General features: G+C 33.3%; 19 protein-coding genes. 13 read left to right on the forward strand and 6 right to left on the reverse strand.

All coding sequences use genetic code 11. The features are described 5' to 3' along the window. A partial coding sequence (locus GBO31_RS24515) for a T9SS type A sorting domain-containing protein (RefSeq protein ID WP_219011273.1) occupies nt 1-542 on the forward strand: 542 nt, incomplete at its 5' end. Between the two features lie 164 nt (nt 543-706). Here the strand turns inward: GBO31_RS24515 and GBO31_RS24520 are convergent. Together GBO31_RS24520 and dnaK are read right to left on the reverse strand one after the other, a co-directional pair. Then, nucleotides 707-2,008 carry a CoF synthetase gene (locus GBO31_RS24520; RefSeq protein ID WP_219011274.1) on the reverse strand — a complete coding sequence of 434 codons (1,302 nt, stop codon included), beginning with the start codon at nt 2,006-2,008 and terminating at the stop codon, nt 707-709. A gap of 199 nt (nt 2,009-2,207) precedes the next feature. Further along, nucleotides 2,208-4,121 carry a molecular chaperone DnaK gene (gene dnaK, locus GBO31_RS24525; protein ID WP_219011275.1) on the reverse strand — a complete coding sequence of 638 codons (1,914 nt, stop codon included), beginning with the start codon at nt 4,119-4,121 and terminating at the stop codon, nt 2,208-2,210. A gap of 230 nt (nt 4,122-4,351) precedes the next feature. Here dnaK and GBO31_RS24530 point away from each other — a divergent pair, with 230 nt between their 5' ends. Next, complete coding sequence (locus GBO31_RS24530; RefSeq protein ID WP_219011276.1) at nt 4,352-5,776, forward strand: L-serine ammonia-lyase; 1,425 nt, start codon at nt 4,352-4,354, stop codon at nt 5,774-5,776. 97 nt (nt 5,777-5,873) lie between these two features. After that, entirely contained in the window at nt 5,874-6,458 is a 585-nt protein-coding gene (locus tag GBO31_RS24535; RefSeq protein ID WP_219011277.1) for a CPBP family glutamic-type intramembrane protease, read from the forward strand. A gap of 1 nt (nt 6,459) precedes the next feature. Here GBO31_RS24535 and GBO31_RS24540 read toward each other — a convergent pair whose 3' ends face one another. Continuing rightward, complete coding sequence (locus GBO31_RS24540) at nt 6,460-6,927, reverse strand: nuclear transport factor 2 family protein (protein WP_219011278.1); 468 nt, start codon at nt 6,925-6,927, stop codon at nt 6,460-6,462. Between the two features lie 156 nt (nt 6,928-7,083). Between GBO31_RS24540 and panB the strand changes: the two genes are divergently transcribed. The 3 genes from panB to GBO31_RS24555 are packed head-to-tail and all read left to right on the forward strand — an operon-like array spanning nt 7,084 to nt 9,344. Continuing rightward, nucleotides 7,084-7,902 carry a 3-methyl-2-oxobutanoate hydroxymethyltransferase gene (gene panB, locus GBO31_RS24545; protein WP_219011279.1) on the forward strand — a complete coding sequence of 273 codons (819 nt, stop codon included), beginning with the start codon at nt 7,084-7,086 and terminating at the stop codon, nt 7,900-7,902. A gap of 34 nt (nt 7,903-7,936) precedes the next feature. After that, on the forward strand, nt 7,937-8,617 hold the full coding sequence (locus tag GBO31_RS24550) for a hypothetical protein (protein ID WP_219011280.1): 681 nt from the start codon (nt 7,937-7,939) through the stop codon (nt 8,615-8,617). A gap of 28 nt (nt 8,618-8,645) precedes the next feature. Further along, nucleotides 8,646-9,344: an RluA family pseudouridine synthase gene (locus GBO31_RS24555; RefSeq protein WP_219011281.1), complete on the forward strand. Its 699-nt coding sequence runs from the start codon at nt 8,646-8,648 to the stop codon at nt 9,342-9,344. A gap of 1 nt (nt 9,345) precedes the next feature. Here the strand turns inward: GBO31_RS24555 and GBO31_RS24560 are convergent, their stop codons facing one another. From GBO31_RS24560 to GBO31_RS24570, 3 genes are all read right to left on the reverse strand, one after another. Next, nucleotides 9,346-10,203 carry a DMT family transporter gene (locus tag GBO31_RS24560; RefSeq protein WP_219011282.1) on the reverse strand — a complete coding sequence of 286 codons (858 nt, stop codon included), beginning with the start codon at nt 10,201-10,203 and terminating at the stop codon, nt 9,346-9,348. Nucleotides 10,204-10,380: 177 nt separating this feature from the next. Further along, nucleotides 10,381-13,476, reverse strand: coding sequence for a T9SS type B sorting domain-containing protein (locus GBO31_RS24565; RefSeq protein WP_219011283.1), 3,096 nt, complete (start codon nt 13,474-13,476; stop codon nt 10,381-10,383). A gap of 174 nt (nt 13,477-13,650) precedes the next feature. Then, nucleotides 13,651-15,195: a hypothetical protein gene (locus tag GBO31_RS24570; protein WP_219011284.1), complete on the reverse strand. Its 1,545-nt coding sequence runs from the start codon at nt 15,193-15,195 to the stop codon at nt 13,651-13,653. 192 nt (nt 15,196-15,387) lie between these two features. Between GBO31_RS24570 and GBO31_RS24575 the strand changes: the two genes are divergently transcribed. From GBO31_RS24575 to GBO31_RS24605, 7 genes are all read left to right on the forward strand, one after another. Continuing rightward, nucleotides 15,388-16,557: a 2-isopropylmalate synthase gene (locus GBO31_RS24575; protein WP_219011285.1), complete on the forward strand. Its 1,170-nt coding sequence runs from the start codon at nt 15,388-15,390 to the stop codon at nt 16,555-16,557. Between the two features lie 52 nt (nt 16,558-16,609). Further along, on the forward strand, nt 16,610-17,992 hold the full coding sequence (leuC, locus tag GBO31_RS24580; protein ID WP_219011286.1) for a 3-isopropylmalate dehydratase large subunit: 1,383 nt from the start codon (nt 16,610-16,612) through the stop codon (nt 17,990-17,992). 5 nt (nt 17,993-17,997) lie between these two features. After that, nucleotides 17,998-18,585, forward strand: a complete 588-nt coding sequence (gene leuD, locus GBO31_RS24585) for a 3-isopropylmalate dehydratase small subunit (protein ID WP_219011287.1) — start codon at nt 17,998-18,000, stop codon at nt 18,583-18,585. 15 nt (nt 18,586-18,600) lie between these two features. After that, the gene (gene leuB / locus GBO31_RS24590; RefSeq protein WP_219011288.1) at nt 18,601-19,716 is read left to right on the forward strand and encodes a 3-isopropylmalate dehydrogenase; all 1,116 of its coding nucleotides are present in this window, start codon (nt 18,601-18,603) and stop codon (nt 19,714-19,716) included. Nucleotides 19,717-20,049: 333 nt separating this feature from the next. Beyond that, nucleotides 20,050-21,486 carry a hypothetical protein gene (locus GBO31_RS24595; protein ID WP_219011289.1) on the forward strand — a complete coding sequence of 479 codons (1,437 nt, stop codon included), beginning with the start codon at nt 20,050-20,052 and terminating at the stop codon, nt 21,484-21,486. Between the two features lie 9 nt (nt 21,487-21,495). After that, the gene (locus GBO31_RS24600) at nt 21,496-25,188 is read left to right on the forward strand and encodes a DUF6443 domain-containing protein (protein WP_219011290.1); all 3,693 of its coding nucleotides are present in this window, start codon (nt 21,496-21,498) and stop codon (nt 25,186-25,188) included. Nucleotides 25,189-25,200: 12 nt separating this feature from the next. Then, complete coding sequence (locus GBO31_RS24605) at nt 25,201-25,617, forward strand: hypothetical protein (protein WP_219011291.1); 417 nt, start codon at nt 25,201-25,203, stop codon at nt 25,615-25,617. Nucleotides 25,618-25,682 lie beyond the last annotated feature (65 nt).

Below are 25,682 nucleotides of genomic sequence, written 5' to 3' on the forward strand. Positions count from 1 at the left end.
CGTATACAGCTTCTATGGATGTTGCTACACAATTTCAAATATTTGAAGCAGATGTCCCATCTATTTTTGGAGGATCTACAAGTACTGGAACTGCAGTAATTGTAACTCCAACTGTAACCGCAGGAACAGATGTATCTGCTACAGTTACCTTAGATATCCCTGCCGATTTCCCTACAAGTGCATCGCTATCAGGAACCAAATATTATATCTTTGGAAAGCTCTCATCCGCAGACAATCCTGATGCCACTTCTGATACCACTTGGGATACTGGTGGAGCATACCCAGAAATTACAATTGATGAATTATTAAGTGTTGATGATGTTACCTTTGATAGTAATAAATTATACTTTAACACTAACTCAGCATCTCTAATTGTAAATAACAGCATCGAAACAGAATCCTTAAGTATCTATAATACTACAGGAAAAAAGGTACTTGAAATCGACAATCTTAACGATACACCAAGTATTAATTTATCTTATTTGCCAAGAGGTTTATATATTGCAAGATCAGATTCAAAATACCTAAAATTTGTTAGATAACTCTAAAACCTTATCACCATTTATAATGGTATCAATATAAGATTGGCTGTCTAGAAATAAGTTCGTTGTTCTTATCCTAAGCTATGGAGTGAACATTAACAACAAAATCGAACTATTTTTAGATAGCCAATTTTTTATTTTAAAATATTAGATTTCTTTTTGTATTACGAATAATAGGTGTTCGTAACTTCTCTTCGCTTACCCGAAGATAACAAAGGAATTTCATCAACATAGGTAATAGTAATATTTGCATCTTGTCCAAAATACCCTTTGAATTCTGCTAACATTGTAGACTCGTCAATCTTCTTATCAGTATTCAATTTTATAGTATAATCCTTTTTGCCATACTGAATTAGCTGAAATTGTTTATAATCTCCGTATTTACATAATTTATATGAAACATGTGAGGGTACTATTTCTCCTTTTGTATTATAAATTAGATCCAATTTTCTCCCCTCAATAGACGCTAGATATGGAATATTGTTTTCGTCCAAATTCATGGTGCCTATATCCCCAGTATCATATCGTATTATTGGCATTGCGTAATTATGGAGATCTGTAACAACAATTCTACCTCTTTTTCCAAAAGAAACGGGAACATCCTTTTCCAAATCAAAAACCTCGATCAAATAACTAGCAGAGTTAATTACAAATTTTAAGGTCGTATTTCGATCTTCCTGTGCCAAAATTCCATTTTCATTATTAGAATACCGGGATACTGGCACTATGCCAAAATATTTTTTCATGCCTGCTCTCACATAATCGTTAATTCCTTCAGACATGGTAATAATAGATTGCACATTCGATTGTATAGGCTCCGCATTTGTTCTATCCAAATATTGACAAATTGTAGTAAAAGCTGATGTATACCCAAGAAAACTTTTTTTGGAAGTATCTTTTCTAAGTTTTTCTATAAATTCAGCTATTTCCTGATCGCTAAGCTTAAAAACACTTCGAGGATGAATATTCTGCCACCAAAATTTGGATAGAGGATTATGTTTATATTGATCACTCCAAATTTTTACATAAATAAGTTTTTGACCGATTTCATAACCAGATTTACTAGAGAAATATAGATTATCACCTGTATTTCTACATCGCTTACTCATATTTTGTAAAACTGAAAACGGAGCTCCTGTAGAACCACTAGTAGACACTTTTACACAATCCTTTAACTTATATTTTGAAGATGTGAACTCCTCAAAATTATCACGGATCATATTCTTATTAATAACCGGAAAATCAGCAATAGATTGATATCCTGAATATTTTTGATAAAACCAGGTTGTACTTACTGCGTGTTGCAGGATATTCTGAAGGTATTCTTCTTTTTTTTGTATTGAAGATAAAGCTTGAGGGTTTTCTATCAACTCCTTAATATCTTCAAAATGTTTTTTAATATCGTTCCCCTTAAGAATATCAAAAAACCAAAAGACTTTTCTACGAAAAACTTGAGATAAACTCATAAGTATATTCCATTACTTAGACTTAATATCGTCGAATTAGACATTACCCATCTAAATCAAGAATAATTATGTGTGAAAAATTATAGTAAAAGTATGTTTTAAGCCTGGATAAAATTAAGCTATTTTTTTTGGTTATTAGTGTTGATAATAAAAAAATGCACAGTTTTCACTGTGCATTTTCTATCTAGAATAACCTTAGTTATTTTACTTCTTCAAAATCTACATCTTCAACATCACTAGCTTCAGAGTCTCCTCCTCCAGATTGTTGTTGTCCAGCTTCAGGTCCAGCAGCTCCTCCTTGTTGAGCTTCAGCTTGAGCTTTATACATCTCTTCACTTGCTACTTTCCAAGCTTCGTTGATTTTATCTAAAGCTGGCTGAATCACAGCTAAGTCTTTAGTTTCATGTGCTTTTTTCAATTCTTCAAGAGCATCTTCGATTGGCTTTTTCTTATCATCTGATAACTTATCACCAAATTCTTTAAGTTGCTTTTCAGTTTGAAAAATCATTCCATCAGCCTCATTTAACTTATCTGCAGTTTCTTTAGCTGCTTTATCTGCTTCAGCATTTGCTTCGGCTTCTTGCTTCATTCTTTCGATTTCTTCTTCTGTTAATCCAGAAGACGCCTCGATACGAATATCTTGAGATTTATTAGTTGCCTTATCCGTAGCAGATACTTTGATAATACCATTTGCATCAATATCAAAAGTAACTTCAATTTGTGGTACTCCTCTTTGTGCAGGTGGAATTCCATCTAAATGAAAACGACCAATTGTTTTATTATCTGCTGCCATTGGACGCTCACCTTGTAGTACATGAATTTCTACAGATGGTTGGTTATCCGCTGCAGTAGAGAACACTTGTGATTTCTTTGTTGGAATGGTCGTATTTGCCTCAATTAATTTTGTCATTACATTCCCCATAGTCTCAATTCCTAAAGAAAGTGGAGTAACATCTAATAACAATACATCTTTTACATCACCAGTAAGTACACCTCCTTGAATAGCAGCTCCGATTGCCACTACCTCATCAGGGTTTACACCTTTACTTGGTGCTTTTCCGAAGAATTTTTCTACTGCTTCCTGAACCGCAGGAATACGAGTAGATCCACCTACTAATATAATTTCATCGATATCACTTGTGGAAAGTCCAGCAGATTTTAATGCTGTACGACATGGCTCTATAGTACGCTTTACTAAATCGTCAATTAATTGATCAAATTTAGCTCTTGTCAATGATCGTACTAAGTGTTTTGGTCCACTTGCTGTAGCAGTAACGTATGGTAAATTGATTTCTGTCTGAGCAGAAGATGATAATTCGATCTTTGCTTTTTCAGCTGCTTCTTTTAAACGTTGTAAAGCCATAGGATCTTGACGAAGGTCCATATTTTCATCAGCTTTAAACTCTTCAGCTAACCAATCAATAATTTTTTGATCTACATCATCTCCTCCTAAATGCGTATCTCCATCAGTAGATAATACTTCAAATACTCCATCACCTAATTCTAAGATAGATACATCATGAGTACCACCTCCAAAATCGAATACTACGATTTTCTGATCCGTACCTTTTTTATCAAGACCATATGCCAAAGCTGCAGCTGTTGGCTCATTGATAATTCTTTCTACCTTAAGTCCTGCAATTTCTCCTGCTTCTTTAGTAGCCTGACGTTGTGCATCATTAAAATAAGCAGGAACAGTGATCACTGCTCTACTTACATCTTGACCTAAATAATCTTCTGCAGTCTTCTTCATTTTTTGAAGCGTCATTGCAGATAACTCCTGCGGAGTATATAAACGACCATCGATATCTACTCTTGGCGTATCGTTGTCTCCTTTTACTACTTTATAAGCAGCTCTTTCTGCTTCTTTTGCCGATTCAGAGAATTTATTCCCCATGAATCTTTTAATAGAAGAGATTGTTTTAGTCGGGTTTGTAACCGCTTGACGTTTTGCAGGATCCCCAACTTTAATTTCTCCTCCTTCTACAAATGCAATCACCGATGGAGTTGTTCTCTTTCCTTCTGCATTAGGGATAACAACTGGCTCATTACCTTCCATTACAGAAACACAAGAGTTGGTTGTCCCTAAATCTATTCCTATTATTTTACTCATATTACTATATAAATGTTTTAGTGTTTTCTAAAATTATTTGTTCCATATAAGTCAATGATTATGCCATGTCTAATTATATGACAGGATGTCATTATCCTATAAACACCTTTAAATAAGCTCAATAACATTATATAAAAAACAACCCATATTTAAGTATTCAATAAAATAAAGCTTTATTTTTTATCAATACCCTATATTTACCGCCGTAATTTCACAATCAATTGACAATTATGGAATGTATCAGTATTTTCGATATGCTTAAGATTGGAGTAGGTCCTTCTAGCTCGCATACTTTTGGTCCATGGAGAGCAGGAAGACGATGGATAGCAGAACTAAAAGAGAATAATCTTTTTACTTCAGTTGAATCTATTACCGTTGATTTATTTGGATCTTTATCCCTAACAGGTAAAGGTCATGCTACTGACATTGCATCAATTTTAGGATTATGTGGATATGATCCACAAACAATCGATGTATCAGCTATACCAGAAATTATTCAAAATATAAAATCAAATAAAATATTAGAATTTAATCAAGAATTGAAGGTTAGTTTTGACCCAGAAACACAAATTGTCTTCAATCGTGATTTCAAAGAATTTCATCCAAATGCTATTACTTTTACAGCRATTCTAGCAAACAAAAAAACAATCAATTCTACTTTTTACTCTATTGGTGGTGGTTTTGTGGTCCAAGAAACAAGGAAAAGAGAAAAGAAAAAGATGGAAGCTTTTAGAGAGTTTCCTTTACCCATCCAAAAAGCTTCGGATCTTATTAGCTATTGTCAGCAAAAAAATAAGAAGATATCAGAAATTGTATTGGAGAATGAACAATCTCTTCAAAGTGATGAAGAAATTAATACCAGAATAAAAGAAATCTGGAATGTCATGTTAGAATCGATGTATACAGGTTGTCATACAGAAGGCACATTACCAGGAGGCTTAAATGTAAGAAGAAGAGCTTATGATACTCATAAAAAGCTGATTGGAAATGCTACTTATACGAATCCAACCGAATGGATCGAAGCCATTAGAGATACTGAAGTAAAGTTTCGTCAAATATTAAAATGGGTTTCTTGTTTTGCGTTAGCAGTTAATGAAGTAAATGCTTCCTTAGGAAGAGTAGTCACCGCACCGACGAATGGTAGTGCTGGTGTTATTCCTGCAGTAATGATGTATTATATGGTCATTGAGAATCATGATGCTAACTTTGATGATGTCAAACAGTTTATGCTCGTAGCAGGAGAGATTGGCAGTTTATTCAAAAAAGGAGCAACTATTTCAGCTGCTATGGGAGGTTGTCAAGCAGAAATTGGTGTATCTTCGGCAATGGCTGCTGGCGCTTTAACAGAGTTAATGGGAGGAACTCCAGAACAAGTAGTGATGGCAAGTGAAATTGCAATGGAACATCATCTTGGTTTGACCTGCGATCCAATTGCTGGTCTCGTACAAATACCATGTATCGAACGAAATGCTATGGGAGCTATCAAAGCAATTAATGCTTGTGAAATGGCATTAGATGCTGATGCAGCCAACGCCAAAGTACCACTGGATAAAGTTATTGAAACTATGTGGGAAACTGCTAAAGATATGAACACAAAGTATAAAGAAACTAGTGAAGGAGGATTGGCGGTAAAAGTAAGTTTAAGCGATTGTTAACAATTCAAATATTTCAACAAATTTGACACATAAAATCAAACGATTAATTGGTTTCTACTTCAAGTTATTTGGGTTGTATATCCTTTTTTTTATTTGTGTGACAATACTCCAAAGTATATTTCCGTATTTAGATCTACAAAAATATTCTCAAGATTCTCTTTTTGACGTTTTAAAAGAAAATAAGCTTAAAGCATTTTTAGCAATGGTTGTTTTCGCTCCAATAATAGAGGAGTTAATGTTTAGAACATTAGTAAAACCAACATCAAAAGACCTTATCTTATTTGTAAGTTCATGGGGCTTTTTTATAATTGGTTTATTTGTTTCGATTGACTTAGAATGGTATTACAAATACATAATTTCGATATTGATACTAGCTTTTCTATTTTTTGTATTTAAAAGAATTATTCCGACGGTATACCTTCATCAAGCAACTACATTTTTAAACAAACATCAAATCACTACACTGCAAATAACTTCTATAATTTTCGGGTTTCTACATATTTTCAATTATGTTGATTCTTTAACTCTAAATAGTATTTTATTTCTATTGATTGTTCCTAGAATAATTGCAGGACATATGTTTGGTAAGATTAAAATAGAAAACAATCATATGATTTGGCCTATTTTATTGCATGCAATTAATAATGGAGTTGTCTTTGCAATTGTTAGTAGCAAATACTAAATCATTTACACCCTTCTCGGTTTCGAGTATCTGCAATGGCCATAATTCTCCAGTTTTCTCCATCATTAAATAATTGGAATACATTCACTCCACAATGACTAAACTGATCATTGACATAAAACTCATAAGGTGTCCAGACTTGAGCAATCTGAGCGTTTGCATCTATTTTGAAATCCAATAATTTCTCCAACCACTTTTGCTCTTTAGGTCTGTTATGGATTACTTCTAAAAACTTACTCGCATCAGTATTTCTGGTTCTAATAACTCCTTTTTTATCCTTTACAACTGTAAGCATTGTAAGATTTGCATCAATTGTTTTCCCAATTTTGGTTGTATCTCCTTGATGAAAACCCTCAAAAAAATCTAAAACTGCCTGTTTAGCTTTTTGCTGGTGTACTTCATTTTTTTCTTGAGAAAAAATAGCATTGCTAAAAATAAATACTATAAAAACAAAGAAAGATTTATGCATAAGTCAAAAATTTAATTCGCCTAAAATTAGACTTTTAATTATTTATAAAAAAGTGTAAATGAAATATCCATTTACTTAAAATTAAATCAAAAATAACATCCTCTTGTTACGATCTTTCTAATTGATTACTTTTACCACACTAAATTAACTTACAAAATGTCCACAGCAAAAAAAGATTATAAGCGTGTAACGGTAAAGTCTCTGGTAGAGATGAAAGCTAATAACGAAAAAATTTCTATGCTAACTGCATATGATTACACCATGGCTAAAATTGTCGATGGTGCTGGTGTTGATGTAATTTTGGTTGGAGATTCTGCATCAAATGTAATGGCTGGTCATGAAACTACATTACCAATTACTTTAGACCAAATGATATATCATGCATCTTCCGTGATTCGAGCCATTGATAGAGCGTTAATTATTGTAGATTTACCTTTTGGGAGCTACCAGAGTGATCCTAAAGAAGCGTTACGTTCTGCAATTAGAATTATGAAAGAGTCAGGAGGACATGCTGTAAAACTTGAAGGAGGAAAAGAGGTAAAAGAATCTATAAAAAGAATTCTAAATGCTGGAATTCCTGTCATGGGACATTTAGGACTTACTCCACAGTCTATTTATAAATTTGGAACTTACACAGTACGTGCAAAAGAAGAAGCGGAAGCTAAAAAATTAAAAGAAGACGCTTTGATGCTTGAGAAAGCTGGATGTTTTGCTATCGTATTAGAAAAAGTTCCTGCTAAACTAGCTCAAGAAGTTGCTGAAAGCCTTACGATACCTATTATAGGAATTGGAGCTGGAAATGGCGTGGATGGTCAGGTATTGGTTACGCATGACATGCTAGGTATGACACATGAATTTAACCCTCGTTTCTTAAGACGTTATCTTGACTTATATACGGAAATGACTAATGCCTTTCAAAAATATGTTGCAGATGTTAAATCATTAGATTTTCCAAATGAAAATGAACAATATTAGTCGTAGTATTTAGTCATTTTTTATTTAAATCATTATGGTATCCTATCAAAGCTTTTCTGACRAAGAATTATTAGATATAGTATTGGTATATGACAAACTTTCCTTAGCTGCCAAAAAAGAACTAAAGAAAGAACTTCTCAACAGAAAGTCTATAGATCAAAGAGAAGCTTTGGTAACATTAGAAAATGATATCTCTGAAGAGCATCAAAACATTAAAAACCTTGCTTTTATTAGCAATTTAGGATTGCAAATCGATTTTGATGATGGAAGAAATTTTAAAATTTCCAGATCTGTTAAAGCAATACTCTCTGATTTATTAGCTATAATTACTGGAATCGTATTTACCATATTGGCTCTAATTGGAATATCCTTTTTATTTGGATTCTCTTCTTTTATTTTAGGTGCTATTCTCACTATAATTGGTGTTTCTGGACCTAAGATTCTTATAAATGGCATTAATCGGATGATCGAATATTATGGATTTTCCTATGAAGTTGTAGAAGGGTCTTTTTATTTAAAAAAACGTTTTGATCTCAAATTAGAAACTATACAAGGAGAAGTATTTGATCTTTATATAGAAGACGATATCGATTTAAAATATAATGATATTTCTATCTTACAAATAAATGCTAACAACAGTACTAATAAAAATACATTAAAGGCAGTTTTGGATAAATCTCAAGGAAGTGTTTCCCAAAAGAAACCATCTTTATAAATTCAATAATCCAACTAATCTAGTATACATGTCTAAAATTATTTCCGATAAGTCTAATCTTCAAGTTTTGTATGAAGACAATCATATAATAGTTGTAAACAAAAGGGCTGGAGATATTGTACAAGGCGATAAAACTGGGGATAAACCATTAAGTGAGGTAGTCAAGGAATACATAGCAGAAAAATATAATAAACCGGGAGCTGTATATTTAGGAGTTGTACATCGGCTAGATCGACCAACAAGTGGTATTATTGTTTTTGCAAGAACCAGTAAAGCACTTCCTAGACTAAATAAAATTTTCGCAAATAAAGAAGCTAAAAAAATGTATTGGGCAGTAGTAAAAAATACTCCTCCAAAGAAAAATGATACACTAGTACATTGGTTAAAAAGAAATCCAAAGCAAAATAAGTCTTACGCTCATAAACACGAAGTACCAGATAGTAAAAAGGCTATTTTAGAGTATCGTATCTTAAAAAAGCTGGATCGTTATTGTGCTTTAGAAATTGATCTCCATACCGGAAGGCATCATCAAATAAGATCTCAATTATCTAGTATCGGATGTGTTATTAAAGGAGATCTAAAATATGGTGTAGATCGTAGCAATAAAGACGGTAGCATTCATTTACATGCAAGACAACTCACTTTTGTACATCCTGTAAAAAAAGTACCTCTTACCATTATAGCTCCTCCTCCATCTGATGCTATATGGAACGAAATTTTAAAATAATCTATTTGTAAGATCTTACACTTTCAATAACTACTGAAGTTAGTATAAGTAAACCTCCTATAATTGTTGTTAAGACCGGGATTTCTTTTAAAAATATAACCCCAATAATAATTCCATATACAGGTTGTACACTGCTTATTATACTTGCTGTCGTTGCTGAAAATCGTTTCAAACTAAATAAGAATAATGTATGTCCAATAGCAGTAGTAAGAATTGCTAACACTAAAGTCCATGGCCATTGCGTCATAATTCCGGAACTATCAAATATAAAAAGCGTAGGTAATAGCATCATACTGATAATTACCAGTTGATACCACATCAACATAGACCCATGATAATTACCAACTTTAGTTTTCATTAATAAATTTCTTAGGGCATAACAAAAAGCGGACACTACACCAATACCAACAGCTTTTGCATATGAATTTTCTAAACTAAAATCTGGAACTAAAAAATAAATACCTAGTAAAACCAGAGCTCCTAAAACCAAATGCATCTTCTGAAATTTTGTTTTCAACAAAATTGGCTCTAAAAATGACGTAATAACTGGATATGTAAACAGAGATAACATTCCAATAGCTACATTAGACATCTTTAAAGCGTAGAAATACGTAATCCAATGAAGCCCCATAAGAATCCCACCAACAACAATTGTAGTTCTATCTTTAGAAGCAATCCCAAATGATATCTTTTTCCATTTACAAAATAGAAACAATACAATTCCAGCTAATATAGCTCTGAAGGCAATAGTGACTGGAACTGGCATATCGATATATCTTCCTAAGGCACCAGAGGTACTAATAAAAAGCATTGCTAAATTTAATTCCAGAATATTACGAAGGTGGTGTTGTTTATCCATCAAGTATGTTATCGTATATCAAATTTTTGAGATCTTAATTAAAATCTTTGCTAAGTAATTTTACTAAAAACTGATTCCGATACAAAAATGCTTCTTTTTTTAAGGATAACACTTAAATGGTTATAAAGTTTTCAAGATTTTTATGACACCCTAAAAAAGAACTTATAATTACAAATATTAACGGATTAAAGAGAAACTTGCTTTAAATTCTTTTTGTACATTCTCTTCAAAATAAGAAACTACAAACCAATAGTCATTTGAAGGTAATTGTCTCCCATTATATGTTCCATCCCAGCTTTGAGAAGCTCCTAAATCTTTGAGTAATTTACCATATCTGTCAAAAATTCTTATAGAATTAATAACTACATTATCACTCCCCATAATCGTCCAATCATCATGAAAACCATCTCCATTTGGTGTAAAATATTCAGGGTAATCCACAAATGGTTCTAGCTCAACTGATAATTCACCACATAATCTTTTATCTCTTACATAAGCAGTATGTTCACCTCTAGAAACATTCGTAAAAATATTTGAATCTTGCCAGTTTCCTTGATCTAATCGATATTCATATTCGCCGTTACCAACTACAGTTACTTCGACAGTCGCATTATCAGAAAATGCACCTGACAACAATTCTGCAGTAACACTTTCTGGAGGATAAGATTCTATAACGGTGGTACTTCTGGATAAAGTACAACCTGTAGTAATCCCAGTAACCAAGACTGAATACACTCCTGAGACACTTGGTGTAAAAGTACTATTTGTTTCTCCAGGAATCTCATTTCCCACAGAAGGCACTTCACCCACATACCATTGAAACGTATATCTAGAAGCATCTAATTGCGTATCTATCATATCCTCTGGCAACAAGTTAATTGCGGTACCATCGCCTTGTAAGCAAATTACATATTCATCCTCAAATTGAATAGGCTCAAACGGATTTACTCTTAACGTAATGTGATTTCCTAATCCAAGACAGGAATTATCAGTTCCGTCTTCTACCCTTACATACAATTCTTGTAAAAAGGGAGATGCAGTATTTCTATAATTAGAAATATCAATGATTTCATTTTCTTCAGCTAACGCGTCTGCATCATTTTGGTAATATCTTATAACAAGATTCTGTCCTACAGGATATANTTGAGCTATTTGATTCGTTGCGTCACTAAAATTAAACGTAGCAATTCCATCCAAAGGATTGTCGTCGATATTTTCTGACTCACATATAGTATATGAAAGATTAAAATCACTTGGAATCTGCGTTGTAGAAACCTGCAAATCAATCTGAGATGTTCTTACACATCCTTTATCTGATACTATTCTTGCAAAAACAACACTGTTTAAAGCAGTAGGGTTAGCATAAGTCGTAAAATTAGTTATTTCGTCTGCCGGATCTCCATTTATTGCTTGCTGAGCGGTAAGATAATACGTAAACGTTTCGTTAGCGGCATTTGCAGATATCAAAGAATTTGCTTCCGATAAGTTGAACAGAGAAAAACCATCTACATCATCATCACATTGTAGTAAGGAAACTACATCTACCACTACCGGAAGAGGGTTTACAATTAATTGAAAAGTAGTAGTTTCATAACATTGTCTATTCGTATTATTCTCAATTCTTACATAAATAGTCTGAGGATTACTCGTATTGGTATATAAGTCTGAAAGTTCTGTTCCTGCCGTTCCAGCATCTGCTGTATTTTGACTATCGTAAAATAAAACTGTAAATGCTGAGGCATCCTGTGCTCCTAATACTTCATTTACTTTGGTAGATAAATCAAATACTACAGTTTCGTTCGTATCATTCCCATCATTATTATTGTCACATAATTCATAATCGCTCGTGGTATTAGCAATAGGGTTTCCAATCACTTCTAACATAAAAGATGCTACTTTAAAACATAATTGACTGGTTTCAGCAATTCTTACCCATACAACCTGATTTGTTTCTGTATTTGTAAAATTATCTGGAGTATCAATACTATTATCCGAAGCAGCTCCTGTATAGTTTTCTGCATCGGCTTGCGTCAAATGATAAGTGATTCCAAATAAAGAAGGATCTTGTCCTCCTAATACTAAACTAGAATTCATAGTTAGATCAAACGGACTAAATCCATCTCCATCAACATCACAAGAAACGAGCGTATTTGGTGCGGTGGCAATCGTTGGTGCTGTGATAAACTCAATTTCTACAGAATCTGATGCCGTACAACCACTCGAAATTACAATATCCACACTATAAGTTCCATTTTGGGTAACTTCTAATTGTGCTCCTCCAGCTAGTATTGTAGTTCCATCTCCAGGTGCTAATGGCAATCCATCTTTCATCCAGGTATAACTGGCACTACTTCCCAAAGTAGCATCAAGAACAATAGGTTCATCACTACATCCTGGATTACCTGCCATTATCGTCCTATCTACACCTAGATCACCTCCAAGATTAAAACTACCGCCAGCCAAGAATACCGCAGAGTCAAAAGCCTCATCCGCATTATCTGCAATCACCAACTTAATCGTATAGGTTTCTCCGGCATTTACTGGACCAGATGCAGTTAATACTTGAGTATATCCATTAAAATCAATAGGAGAGTTTGTTCCAGGAGCAACCGTTCTATCATAAAAACTTTCGTTTTGAGGTGGACACTCGCCTGAATCAATAAAATCTCCATCATTATTTGTATCTACTCCTGCATTTATAGTGGTCACACTAATCGGAATCGGAGGAGTTGTACCTGGGATAACGGCTAAATTTGTAGAGTTACCAGCCGAATCTGTAAGTATAAAAGCAAAAACATCAGAAAATGTACAAGGAAAAGCATCTACATATTCCTCTGATGCAAAAAGGAAATCAAAACTTATAAAATCTACTGTTGGAACAAAATCAAACTGAATAAAACTAGCATTAAACAAGTTTGGCGTAAAGGTAATACCAGATAAATCAGCATCTCCTCCCCAGCCAGATCCCACTCCTTCACTTAAAGCATCTATTCCATTAGGACCAACAGCACTCGAAGCGTTTCCTGAACTTAAAATTACACCTTCCTCTATTGGAAATCCAGAACCGTTTGCTGAAAAATACCCGATACCATTAAATCCTTGAGCAGTCCCTGTAAATGAAGTTATATTATTTACTTCTGCGCAAGGACTATTAATCAATACATCTTCGACTAATTGTGTTGGTGTAAAAGAAGAATCATCTACAGTGATTTGACCAATAGCAGAAAATCCTATTACATTAAGAAACAAGATAAAAAAAGTAGTTCTGTTCATTCCAATTTTCCCTTATAAACTGTACCTAGTAAATAAACAATATATATCAGAAAAACCCTACTCACTTTTTAAAAAAAAGTAAGGAAATGAACATCAAAATGTTACTTATTTATTGCAACCATCTCTTTTCCAAAACGTTTAAGAAAAAAACTATGTAAACATTTAAATCTACTATTACCTTGCCAATTTTTGCGACTTTTCTTTAATAATATCTGCAACTGGTCTATTTTGGATATTACTTTCTAGCCATGATAAGATATCCAGATATAGAAATGCCCTTTTTTCATATGGATGATCTTCATATTGCTTTAATGTTTTATGAAGCTTTCTAAATTCATCTTTTATTTGATGAGGAAATATATCTCCCAGGTTTCTCAGAAACTTAATCATCTCCTTTTGTACTTCATGCAAGTCATCCATTTTTATAAGAAATCTATACGTTTCTTTTAATTGACTTTCCAAATAATAATCCATTCCTGCTTCATAATGTGCTACCAGACTTAATACTCTTGCAAAACACATAAGATCCTCTCTCATTTTTAAGGATTTATTGTTGATAATCTTGCTGAGATATTCTATGCACTTTTTATGATTTGCCATCCCAAAATACAAGCACCCGATCTTATAGTACAACACCATAATATGATGATCATCTAAACGATTTTTATATTTAATAATATTCTCTAAAATTTCCTCTACCAAATATTCCCCTTCATCAAAAGTACCTTCCAGAAAATGAATATTTAGGCGATTATTGTAAATAAACTGAAATGATAAAACTTCGATATTATCATCTACCGGAAAGTCATCAGATTGGATAGTCTCTTCTAATTTACGCAGTGTTAATTTTAATTGTGTTTTATCTTGTATTAAGTATAATGATTCCAATAAATAATGATTTCCCCTTAGAAAAAAAACAGGATTTAAAGTAATCATTTTAGGGTGTTTATAGAAAAGATCCACCCATTTCTTAGAGTATTTGTAACAAGACAAAAAATCCTGCACCATAAAACTATACCACAAGTGAGCTTTGTAAAGCCAAAGTTTTTCACGAAATCCTAGAAGTCCCCAATCATATTTTGGTAATTTACTTTCAAAATAGTGGGTAATTTCTTTGTGTTCTCTATCATTCCTTACATAACCACTTTTGATCATTAAACCATACAATTGTAAGGAAAGGTTAGATAATCTACTAGTCAATACATTCTTCATACTCAGCATTTTTGCTTCAATAGTTAATTCATCTGCACGACTATTAATACTTCGAGTAATGTATTGCGTTTCAATTACTTTTTCGAGTTCTACAATTTCATAAGCAATATTATTTTCTTCATTTTCCTTAGCTACTGTTTTCGCTTTATCCAGGATCTTAAGGCTTTGCTTATACAATCCTTTATGATATAGAATTGTAGCAAAGTCCAATTGCTCTCTTATTTGAGATCTAACATTTTGATGTAAAGGACTTAATCTAAGGCTAATTAAGATTTGTTTATACAAATGTGCTTTAAGATTGGAAAGCTGTTGTTTCTTTACAATTCCCTTAGAGACTATTAACTCTTCATCTAATTTTTCACTTTTATCGAGATGATTAAATAATGCTAAAAATTTAGAGTCTGTATTCACTCCTAACCTACCCACATACACTTTAAATTGTCGTTTTTCGGACTTTGAAAGTGACTTCACTAAAATAAACAAAGGATCTTTTTGATCATTAGTCATTGTAAGAAAATATATTGTAATTAACTGATTAAAAGAAAGTTAAATTCATATCAAAACTTTTCAACATTGTAAAACAGTATGACAAATCCCTTCTTTTTGAATACCCAAAATATAAATTCGTAAGAGAAAAGTAAAACATCTTAGAATATATTTTAAAAGATATTTTCAAAACTAATAATTCACATAATTCCTATGAGCGATAATAAAGTCCAAATTTTTGACACCACGTTAAGAGACGGAGAACAGGTCCCTGGTTGTAAATTAAATACTAAACAAAAGTTAGTAATTGCAGAGCGACTAGACCTTCTAGGAGTTGATATAATCGAAGCTGGATTTCCGGTATCAAGCCCTGGAGATTTTACTTCGGTAAACGAGATTGCTAAAATTGTCAAAAATGCAACAGTTTGTGGATTAACCAGAGCTGTGGAAAATGACATCAAAGTAGCTGCAGAGGCTCTTAAATATGCTAAAAGACCTAGAATTCATACAGGTATTGGTACTTCGGAGTCTCATATAAAATACAAATTCAATTCTACCCAAGAAAAAGTTATAGAAAGAGGAGTTGCTGCCGTTAAATACGCAAAATCTTTTGTTGAAGATGTAGAATTTTACGCTGAAGATGCAGGCCGAACGGATAACGAATTCTTAGCACGAGTTTGCGAAGAAATGATAAAAGCAGGTGCTACTGTGCTGAACATTCCTGATACTACAGGATATTGCTTACCTGAAGAGTATGGAGCCAAAATAAAATATCTAAAAGAAAATGTAAAAGGTATTGACAAAGTAACTATCTCTTGTCATTGTCATAATGACTTAGGGTTGGCTACTGCCAATTCGATAGCAGGAGCAATTAATGGCGCTCGCCAGATCGAATGTACAATTAATGGAATTGGAGAACGTGCAGGAAATACAGCTCTAGAAGAAGTGGTGATGATCATGAAACAACACCCTTATTTACATTTGAATACTGATATTAATTCTAAGTTATTATATGATACAAGTCTAATGGTATCTGAAAGTATGGGTATGATGGTGCAACCTAACAAAGCAATAGTGGGTGCAAATGCATTTGCTCATAGTTCGGGAATACATCAAGATGGAGTGATTAAAAATCGTGAAACTTATGAGATTATCGATCCTGCAGAAGTTGGTGTTACCGAATCTGCCATTGTTCTTACCGCTAGAAGTGGTAGAGCGGCTTTAGCTTATAGAGCAAAAAAGATTGGTTATGAATTAACGAAACTTCAATTAGACGAAGTATATAAGGAATTCCTAAACTATGCTGATAGAAAAAAAGAAGTTGTAAATGAGGATATTCATGAAATTATGAAAACTGTTTCTGTAGCAGCAGCAGTTGCTTAACGTATATTTTATTATATACTTTTCAGAATACCTTTGGAATCTCTCTATATATATGAAAAAGACATTATTTGATAAAGTTTGGGATGCACACGTCGTCAAAGAAGTGGAAAACGGCCCTCAAATACTTTACATAGATAAACATTTAATCCACGAAGTTACAAGTCCACAAGCGTTTAATGAACTTGAACAACGTGGAATTCCTATTTACAGACCTAATCAGGTGGTAGCTACAGCTGATCACAATACACCAACCGTAGATCAACATTTACCTGTAAAAGATCCATTATCTAGAAATCAATTGGAGCAATTAACAGAAAACTGTGCTAAGAATGATATCACATTATATGGATTAGGACATGAAAACAATGGTATTGTTCATGTCATGGCTCCTGAGTTGGGCATTACCCAACCAGGTATGACGATGGTGTGTGGAGATAGCCATACCTCTACTCATGGGGCTTTCGGTTCCATCGCTTTTGGAATTGGAACGAGCCAGGTAGCTCAGGTTTTTGCAAGTCAATGCTTGTTATTGCAAAAACCAAAAAGTTTACGTGTGAATGTAAATGGAAAACTTAGACAAGGAGTACTTCCTAAAGATGTTATATTGTATATCATCTCTAAATTAGGAACGAATTCTGGAACAGGATATTTCTGTGAATATGCTGGTAATGTTTTCGAGGAAATGTCCATGGAAGGTCGAATGACAGTTTGTAATATGAGTATCGAAATGGGAGCTCGTGGAGGAATGATTGCTCCAGATCAAACCACTTTCGACTATGTACAAGGAAGAGAATTCGCTCCAAAAGGAGTTGATTTCGATAAAAAAGTAGCATATTGGAAAACCTTGCCTACCGATGAGGGTGCTGTTTTCGACAAAGAATATCATTTTGATGCTGCTGATATTTCACCAATGATTACTTATGGTACCAATCCTGGAATGGGAATCAAAATAACAGAAAACATTCCTCTTGATACCAGTGCATCCTTTGAAAAGTCTTTAGCTTATATGAACTTTGAAAAAGGACAATCGCTAATTGATCAAAAAGTGAATTATGTTTTTATTGGTAGTTGTACGAACAGTAGAATTGAAGATTTTAGAGTAGCTGCCCATTATATTAAAGGAAAGAAAAAAGCTGCAAATGTAACTGCCTGGTTTGTTCCTGGATCACAACGTGTAGCTTCACAAATAGTAGATGAAGGTCTTAATGAAATTTTTGAAGAAGCGGGATTTAAACTAAGACAACCAGGATGTTCGGCTTGTTTAGCTATGAATGATGATAAGATTCCTGAAGGAGAATATTGCGTATCTACTTCCAATAGAAATTTTGAAGGACGTCAGGGACAAGGTGCCAGAACCATTCTTGCCAGTCCACTAGTTGCTGCTGCTACTGCGATAGAAGGAAAAATAATTGATATTACTAAACAGTTGAATTAAACCTTATGGATAAGTTTACAAAGCTCACATCTACAGCCATACCATTACCTATAGAAAATGTGGATACGGATCAAATTATCCCAGCTCGCTTTTTAAAAGCTACAAATCGCGAAGGTTTTGGTGAGAATTTATTTAGAGATTGGAGATTCCAGAAAGATGGAAGTATCAATACAGATTTTGCATTAAACGATGCTAAATATAAAGGAAGCATTTTAATTGCCGGTAATAACTTTGGATGTGGTTCTAGCCGCGAACATGCCGCTTGGGCTATTCATGATTATGGAATCAAAGTAGTGGTTTCTAGCTTTTTTGCAGATATATTTAAAGGAAACTCACTAAACAATGGCTTATTGCCAATACAAGTAACTCCAGAGTTTTTACAAGAGTTATTTACTGTCATTGAAAAAGATCCTACAACCGAAATAGACGTGGATCTTGAAGCACAAACCATAGTTATTAATCCTACAGGATCAAAAGCAGGTTTTGAAATAGATAATTACAAAAAAATGTGCTTACTTAATGGATATGATGATATCGATTTCTTAGTAAGCAATAAATCAGAAATAGAAGCTTTTGAAAAAGCACGTGTATAAAAGATAAATAAACACATGAAACTAGAAATTGCTGTATTATCCGGAGACGGAATCGGACCAGAAGTTACTGCTCAAGCGGTAAAAGCGTTAGAGGCTATTGCACATAGTTTTGATCATACATTTACTTTTAAAGATGCTTTAGTAGGTGCTATAGCGATTGATAAAACGGGAAATCCATTACCAGATAAAACATTACAGCTTTGTGCTGATACAGATGCTGTTCTTTTTGGTGCTATTGGTGATCCAAAATATGATAATGATCCGAGTGCTCCTGTTCGTCCAGAACAAGGATTATTACGCCTTCGAAAAGAACTGGGTTTATACGCTAATATTCGCCCAGTAAAAGCTTACGAAACGTTATTAGATAAATCTCCTTTGAAAAGAAATATTATCGAAGGTACCGACATTTCTATTTATCGTGAACTCACTGGTGGAATTTACTTCGGAGAAAAACAACTTAATGAAGAAGGTACGGTTGCTTCTGATTTATGTGAGTATTCTAAAGAAGAAATAGAACGTATTACAAGATTAGCTTTTAAAGCTGCTCAGAAGAGAAGAAAAAAACTAACCTTAGTTGATAAAGCCAATGTTTTAGAATCTTCCAGATTATGGAGAAAGGTAGTCACAGAAATTGCAAAAGAATATGCTGATGTGACCCTAGATTTCTTATTTGTAGATAATGCTGCGATGCAAATGATACTAAACCCAAGTCAGTTTGATGTGATCCTAACAGAAAATATGTTTGGAGATATCATTTCTGATGAAGCCAGCGTTATTGGTGGTTCTATCGGACTATTAGCTTCTGCATCAGTTGGAGATACCTGCTGCATGTTTGAACCGATTCATGGATCGTACCCACAAGCAACTGGCAAAGGAATTGCCAATCCAATCGCAGCCATCTTATCCGCAGCGATGCTGTTAGAGCATTTTGATCTTATGGAAGAAGCTGAAGCTATTAAAAATGCTGTTGAAAAAGCTTTGGAACTAAATCTTACTACTCCTGATTTGAACAGTATCAATCCCTTAACTACCGAAAAAGTTGGAGATTTTATCTATGATTACATTTTGAATCCAGAAGACTCCAACATTAATTTTGAAAATATACATGTAGGTCAATCTACGATCATCTAGTATTAGTTATATATATTTGTTAGTAAAAGCGATCAGAAATATTTCTGGTTGCTTTTTGTTTTTACTCATATTCCAAGAGCCTAATAATTTCGTAAAGGTTTATAATTTAAAATACCAAAGAAGCCTAATTGGTTAGTCATACCCTTTCTAATATCCGACATCCAACACCTGACATCCAACTTCAAACTCCTGACTCCTAACCCCACAACACTTTTTTCAAAAAAATCAAATTTCCATAGTAACATATGCTTTCAGTTTGACACTTACTCATATAGCCTTCTACCTAAAAGGGAAAATTAGTAGAGAAAACAATAATGCTATCAATTTTAAATTATGAGAAATTCAATATTCCTTCTGTTTGTTTTAATATCAAGTATTCATGCTTTTGGGCAAGATACTAATTTCGATAACCTAACTGCCAATTATGGTAGAAATAAATCCATAACCTGGTTTACCTCTACTTATGGTTCTGGTTTTGGCCATAGAATTCTTAATACAGATCCTGGAGGTCAAACACTATTAAATTTTCAAGGAAGACATAACTCTGCTACCTGGTCAGATATTTTAACACTTACCTCTAACGGTAATGTAGGAATTGGAACTGCAACTCCATCAAAAAAATTAGATGTTAATGGTTCTATTGCTGGACAAAGTTTTATTAACGTGCAAAAAGGGGGAAGTTACCTAATTTCATTAAATGGTAATGAACATGGATATATAACAGGAAGGAACTCTAGCTTTCAAAATAAATTTCAAATTGCATCTAATGGATTTACCTATTTCAATGGGGGAAATGTTGGAATTGGCACTGCAACTCCACAAGCAAAATTTGAAATTAAATCAGGAGGAACAATTGGAGGTAATTGGAATCCATCTGCAAGTTTTTTAACTATTTCTGATTCTGGAACTTCAAAAATGATCATGGATAGTAATGAGATTTACGGAAATGGAACTTTGCACATAGGCTCATCCTCTGGAGACATTATCAAATTTCGAAAAATTTCTGCTAATTCTACCAATGACATGATGATAATCAAAGAAAATGGTGATGTTGGTATAGGAACTACAGCTCCACAAGCCAAACTTCATGTTTCTTCTGGTGTTCGATTACGTAAAACCGCTATTGGAATGACCATAGCCTCAGGTGATAACGGTTGGATAAGAGACGAGTGGCTTACTGGAAACTATGGAGTACCTGTGTGGAATCAAACTTTAAAAAAATGGGTAAGACCTTCAGGAACATACAACGATTTTGGAGGTATTGTATACCAAGATGAAGGAACATACTTTTTGAGGGAAAAACCAGGTAGCAAATTGGAATTTTCTAATTCTGAATTTTTAAATACTTCATATATGTTTGTACATATGTTTACCGGTAATATAGGTATTGGTACAACTAATCCAGACGCCAAACTAGCGGTAAACGGAAACATCCACACCAAAGAAGTAAGAGTAGACCTAAACGGCTGGGCTGATTATGTTTTTAAAGAAGATTATGACCTTCCTTCCCTACAACAAGTAGAAGATCACATAGCTACAAAAGGACATCTGATCAACATTCCATCTGCTGCTGAAGTTGAAGAAAATGGTATTCAACTAGGTGAAATGAATGCCAAACTCCTTGAAAAAATCGAAGAACTGACCTTGTATACGATTGCACAAGAAAAAGCGATTAAAGAACAAGAAAAAAGAAATAACAGTCTTGAAACTAAAAACAAAGAATTGGAGGAAAGACTTGAGAAATTGGAAAAAATTATTGCTAAAAAATAATAGAAGTGTATGAAAAAAATATTTCCATACATAACTGTTGCCTTACTTTTTGTAGGGATATCAGTACATAGTCAGGTAGCAGACACCGTGACTATCCAAGACGAAACCATTAATCAATCAAGCGATCCCGCATTACTAAATGTAAATGCAGGACAAAGTATCATCATCAAACCCACTACTTGGATACAATCAGGAACTACCTTTTCTGCTGTAATTACAGAAGATCCGTATCTAGTACCTGTTTTAGATGCAAATGAAAATTATGTCTTTACAAGAGTATATCAAGAAGAAAAAACAAGCTTTAGTGAGGTAAAAAATAATAGTGATGTCATTGAAAGTATTACCTATTTTGATGGACTTGGAAGAGCTAAACAACAAATTGGCATCAAAGCATCTCCAAACAAAAAAGATATTGTAACTCACATCACATATGATGTTTATGGAAGACAAGACAAACAGTATTTACCCTTTGAAAAAGCAAGCACAACTGTTGGCCTATATAATCCGGTAAATGTAACCACGGATATCAATGCTTATTACAAAAACAAATATGGCAATGATTTTACTGGAATGTCTAATGCAGATGTTAACGCCTATTCAGAAAGTATCTTCGAAGCTTCTCCTCTTAATCGTGTGTTGGAACAAGGAGCTCCAGGAAAAGACTGGAAAGCTAATCCAGACGCTGATACCGATCATACCATTAAGTTTGATTGGAATACGAATACAACTGATGAGGTAGCTTATTTTTGGGTAGACTTTCACCAAGATAATACTGAAGTTCCTATTTTGGTAAAAGAAGGAAGTTATAATCCTAATGGACTCCTAGTAACTACTACCAAAGATGAAAACTGGCAACCTGGACAAACACATCCTAACGATCATACTGCTAAAGAATATCAAGATAAATTAGGAAGAGTTGTCCTAAAACGTACTTTTGATCAAGGTGTAGCACATGACACCTATTATGTATATGATGATTTTGGAAATCTCACCTATGTCATTCCTCCAAAGGTAACTGTTGATAATGGTGTATCAGCCAGTGAGCTTTCCGAACTGTGTTATCAATACATCTATGATCGTAGAAATCGATTGGTGGAAAAGAAAATACCTGGAAAAGGTTGGGAATATATTATTTATAATAAACTTGATCAACCTATACTTACACAAGATGCAGTACTAAGACCTAATCGACAATGGTTATTTTCCAAATATGATGCTTTTGGAAGAGTTGTATTTACAGGACTAGAAACTTTTCCTTGGGATACAACAAGAGCTGGATTACAACAAAATCTAGACAATGATACAGATGCAGCTCAATATGAAGCAAAAACAGATAATACTTCTATTATTGTTAATGGGACTAGTATCTACTATAGTAATAACACCTTTCCTGGTGGAGGAGAAATGCACACTATCAACTACTATGATGACTATAACTTTGATCATAGTACAACCAATCCAGGAACTGTAATAGAGCAAACCGTAACTAGTACTGTAAAAGGATTACCTACAGGAACTAAAGTACGTGTATTGGGTACAGATGATTGGATCACTACAGTAACCTATTATAACTCTAAGGGAAGACCTATCTATGTACATAGTACTAATGAACATTTAAACACTGTGGACATCATAGAAACTCGTTTAGATTTTGCAGGAAAAGTGTTAGAAACTAAAAATACCCATACCAAAGGAAGTAATGCGCCTATTGTAACGATAGATACTTTTACCTATGATCATATGGGGAGATTGTTAGATCAAAAGCAAAGGATTAACAATCAAACCGAAGAACATATTGTAGCCAATACTTATGATGAAATTGGACAATTAACATCCAAAGAAGTAGGTGGCGGATTGCAAAACGTAGATTATACATACAATGTTCGTGGATGGCTACAAGCCATTAACGAAGGAACTACCGCTAATGGAGATCTGTTTGGATTTGCTATTAACTATAATACAACTACAGAAAATCTAGGAGCTACTCCTCTCTACAATGGGAACATTAGTGAAACCAGTTGGAAAACTGCCAATGACAATACGAAAAGAGCTTATGGTTATCTATACGACGCCTTGAATCGTATTACCTCAGGGTTGGATAATACATCCGATAAAAGATATAGTCTAAGCAGTATTACCTATGACAAAAATGGAAACATTATAACATTGAATAGAAATGGACACTTAACTGAAAATGCAAATAGCTTTGRGCTTATGGATCAGTTAAATTATACCTATAATGACAATGGCATAGGAAATCAATTAGCTAGTGTGACTGATACAAGTGGTCGTTCTACAGGATTTAAAGATGGTACGAATACCAACGATGATTATGTATATGATACTAACGGAAATATGGTTGTAGACCGTAATAAAGGAATTTCTAATATTAGCTATAATCATTTAAATTTACCTAACAGTATTGCCCTTTCCAATACCGAAGGAACCGGAAATATTAGTTATATTTATGATGCGACTGGAGTAAAATTAAAAAAGATCGTATCAGAAAGTAGTTCTTTAACTACTGAGTATGCTGGTAACTATATTTATGAAAATGGACAGTTACAATTTATGAATACACCTGAAGGGTACATAGAACCTAATGGAAATGGAGGCTATGATTATGTATACCAATATAAAGATCATTTAGGAAATATTAGACTCTCCTACTCCGACAAAAACAAAGATGGAGATATTGATGTCATTCCTGGATCTGCTTCTAATGAGATTTTAGAAGAAAATAATTATTATCCTTTTGGGTTAAAACATAAAGGGTATAATAATACCATTACTGGAGGACCTCACAACTATGGATATAATAACAAGGAAGAGCAAAACGAGTTAGGTCTTAATTGGTTAGATTACGGAGCTAGAAATTATGATGCAACTTTAGGAAGGTGGATGAATATTGATCCTTTAGCTGATAACTATAGATCCTTTTCAACATATAGTTATACCATTAACAATCCTGTTTTGCTTACAGATCCAGACGGAGAAAAAATTTCTTTCAGCTTTGAATACGAAAAAGATGATAAAGGAAATGAAGTTATTGATAAAAATGGAAATAAAAATTTGATCGGTGTAACTATGACAGTTACTGGAAAAATAATAAATATTTCTGGTAAGAAAGTCAACATAAATGATGCTATATCCGAAATATCAGGAGCAATTACATCATCTTTTAATGGACGATCTTCTAACGGAATTAAATTTAATACTATTGTTCAAATAAAGGAAGCTAAAAACATGACTGAGATTAATGATGATGATCATGTATTTGCATTAGCAAATTTTCCTAGAAATAAAGCCAAAAGATTATTTGGAGAAGACAAAGATGGAAACCCTAAAGGAATTGCAACTGGAGTAACTAACATTGACGGAGGAAAAGTAGCGTTTCTAGACGTTGATTATTTTAAAGGTATTTATGATACAACCTTAGGTAATACTGGGGAAAGAACAGCTGCTCATGAATTTGGATCTCATATGTTAAGATTAGGGCATACCAATGGTTTTTTTGATCTTACTAATTCAGGTGGTAGTTTTTCTAATGTTTCAAGGAAACAACTTCAAAGAATTATTAATATGCAAATAGAGTACGATGGTAGATTAATAAATAGAGGCACTAACTATGATATCAGATTATATAAATTAACAAAAAGAAAAGTCTTAAATAAAGGACAAGCTAAAAGAATAATTGAATAACAATTTTCTAGTATGAAAAAGAAAATATTAATTACTTTAATATTATTGATGTCAACGGTAATTATACATCAAATATACTGGTATCGAATATTAAATGGGAACTTATCAATTTGGATAAATAATCAATCAGAAGTTGATTTAATAGAAAATGTTGAAGTGTATTTAGATGATAAAGAAATAATAAATGAAAACTTAAAAAGTGATTTATTAGATTATAAATCTTTCACATTTAAAGTTTCACCTGGTAAACATCGATTAAGAATAATAAATAAAATTAATAAAATTGATCAAGAGGAGGTTTTTCATTTGATACTATCAAAACGAACAGTTATTGAGTTTTTAGACGATTTCGAACATTCCGATGCTAAAAATAAAATTAAAGTAAATGTAAAAATCAGAAACATTTTTGGTAAAATGATTATCCAATAATTAAGAAATATCCTAGCTTTAGCTCTTCGAAGTTCTAAACTTCGAAGAGCTAAATCATACAACAA

The sequence above is a fragment of the Aquimarina litoralis genome (genome assembly GCF_019295435.1).
Classification (GTDB): Bacteria; Bacteroidota; Bacteroidia; order Flavobacteriales; family Flavobacteriaceae; genus Aquimarina; species Aquimarina litoralis_A.

What these genes read in the sequence shown, in the direction of transcription:
- GBO31_RS24520 (WP_219011274.1), bottom strand. Translation starts at nt 2,008, where the DNA reads ATGAGTTTATCTCAAGTTTTTCGTAGAAAAGTCTTTTGGTTTTTTGAT.
- dnaK (WP_219011275.1), bottom strand. Translation starts at nt 4,121, where the DNA reads ATGAGTAAAATAATAGGAATAGATTTAGGGACAACCAACTCTTGTGTT.
- GBO31_RS24540 (WP_219011278.1), bottom strand. Translation starts at nt 6,927, where the DNA reads ATGCATAAATCTTTCTTTGTTTTTATAGTATTTATTTTTAGCAATGCT.
- panB (WP_219011279.1), top strand. Translation starts at nt 7,084, where the DNA reads ATGTCCACAGCAAAAAAAGATTATAAGCGTGTAACGGTAAAGTCTCTG.
- GBO31_RS24555 (WP_219011281.1), top strand. Translation starts at nt 8,646, where the DNA reads ATGTCTAAAATTATTTCCGATAAGTCTAATCTTCAAGTTTTGTATGAA.
- GBO31_RS24560 (WP_219011282.1), bottom strand. Translation starts at nt 10,203, where the DNA reads ATGGATAAACAACACCACCTTCGTAATATTCTGGAATTAAATTTAGCA.
- GBO31_RS24570 (WP_219011284.1), bottom strand. Translation starts at nt 15,195, where the DNA reads ATGACTAATGATCAAAAAGATCCTTTGTTTATTTTAGTGAAGTCACTT.
- GBO31_RS24575 (WP_219011285.1), top strand. Translation starts at nt 15,388, where the DNA reads ATGAGCGATAATAAAGTCCAAATTTTTGACACCACGTTAAGAGACGGA.
- leuC (WP_219011286.1), top strand. Translation starts at nt 16,610, where the DNA reads ATGAAAAAGACATTATTTGATAAAGTTTGGGATGCACACGTCGTCAAA.
- leuD (WP_219011287.1), top strand. Translation starts at nt 17,998, where the DNA reads ATGGATAAGTTTACAAAGCTCACATCTACAGCCATACCATTACCTATA.
- leuB (WP_219011288.1), top strand. Translation starts at nt 18,601, where the DNA reads ATGAAACTAGAAATTGCTGTATTATCCGGAGACGGAATCGGACCAGAA.
- GBO31_RS24595 (WP_219011289.1), top strand. Translation starts at nt 20,050, where the DNA reads ATGAGAAATTCAATATTCCTTCTGTTTGTTTTAATATCAAGTATTCAT.
- GBO31_RS24605 (WP_219011291.1), top strand. Translation starts at nt 25,201, where the DNA reads ATGAAAAAGAAAATATTAATTACTTTAATATTATTGATGTCAACGGTA.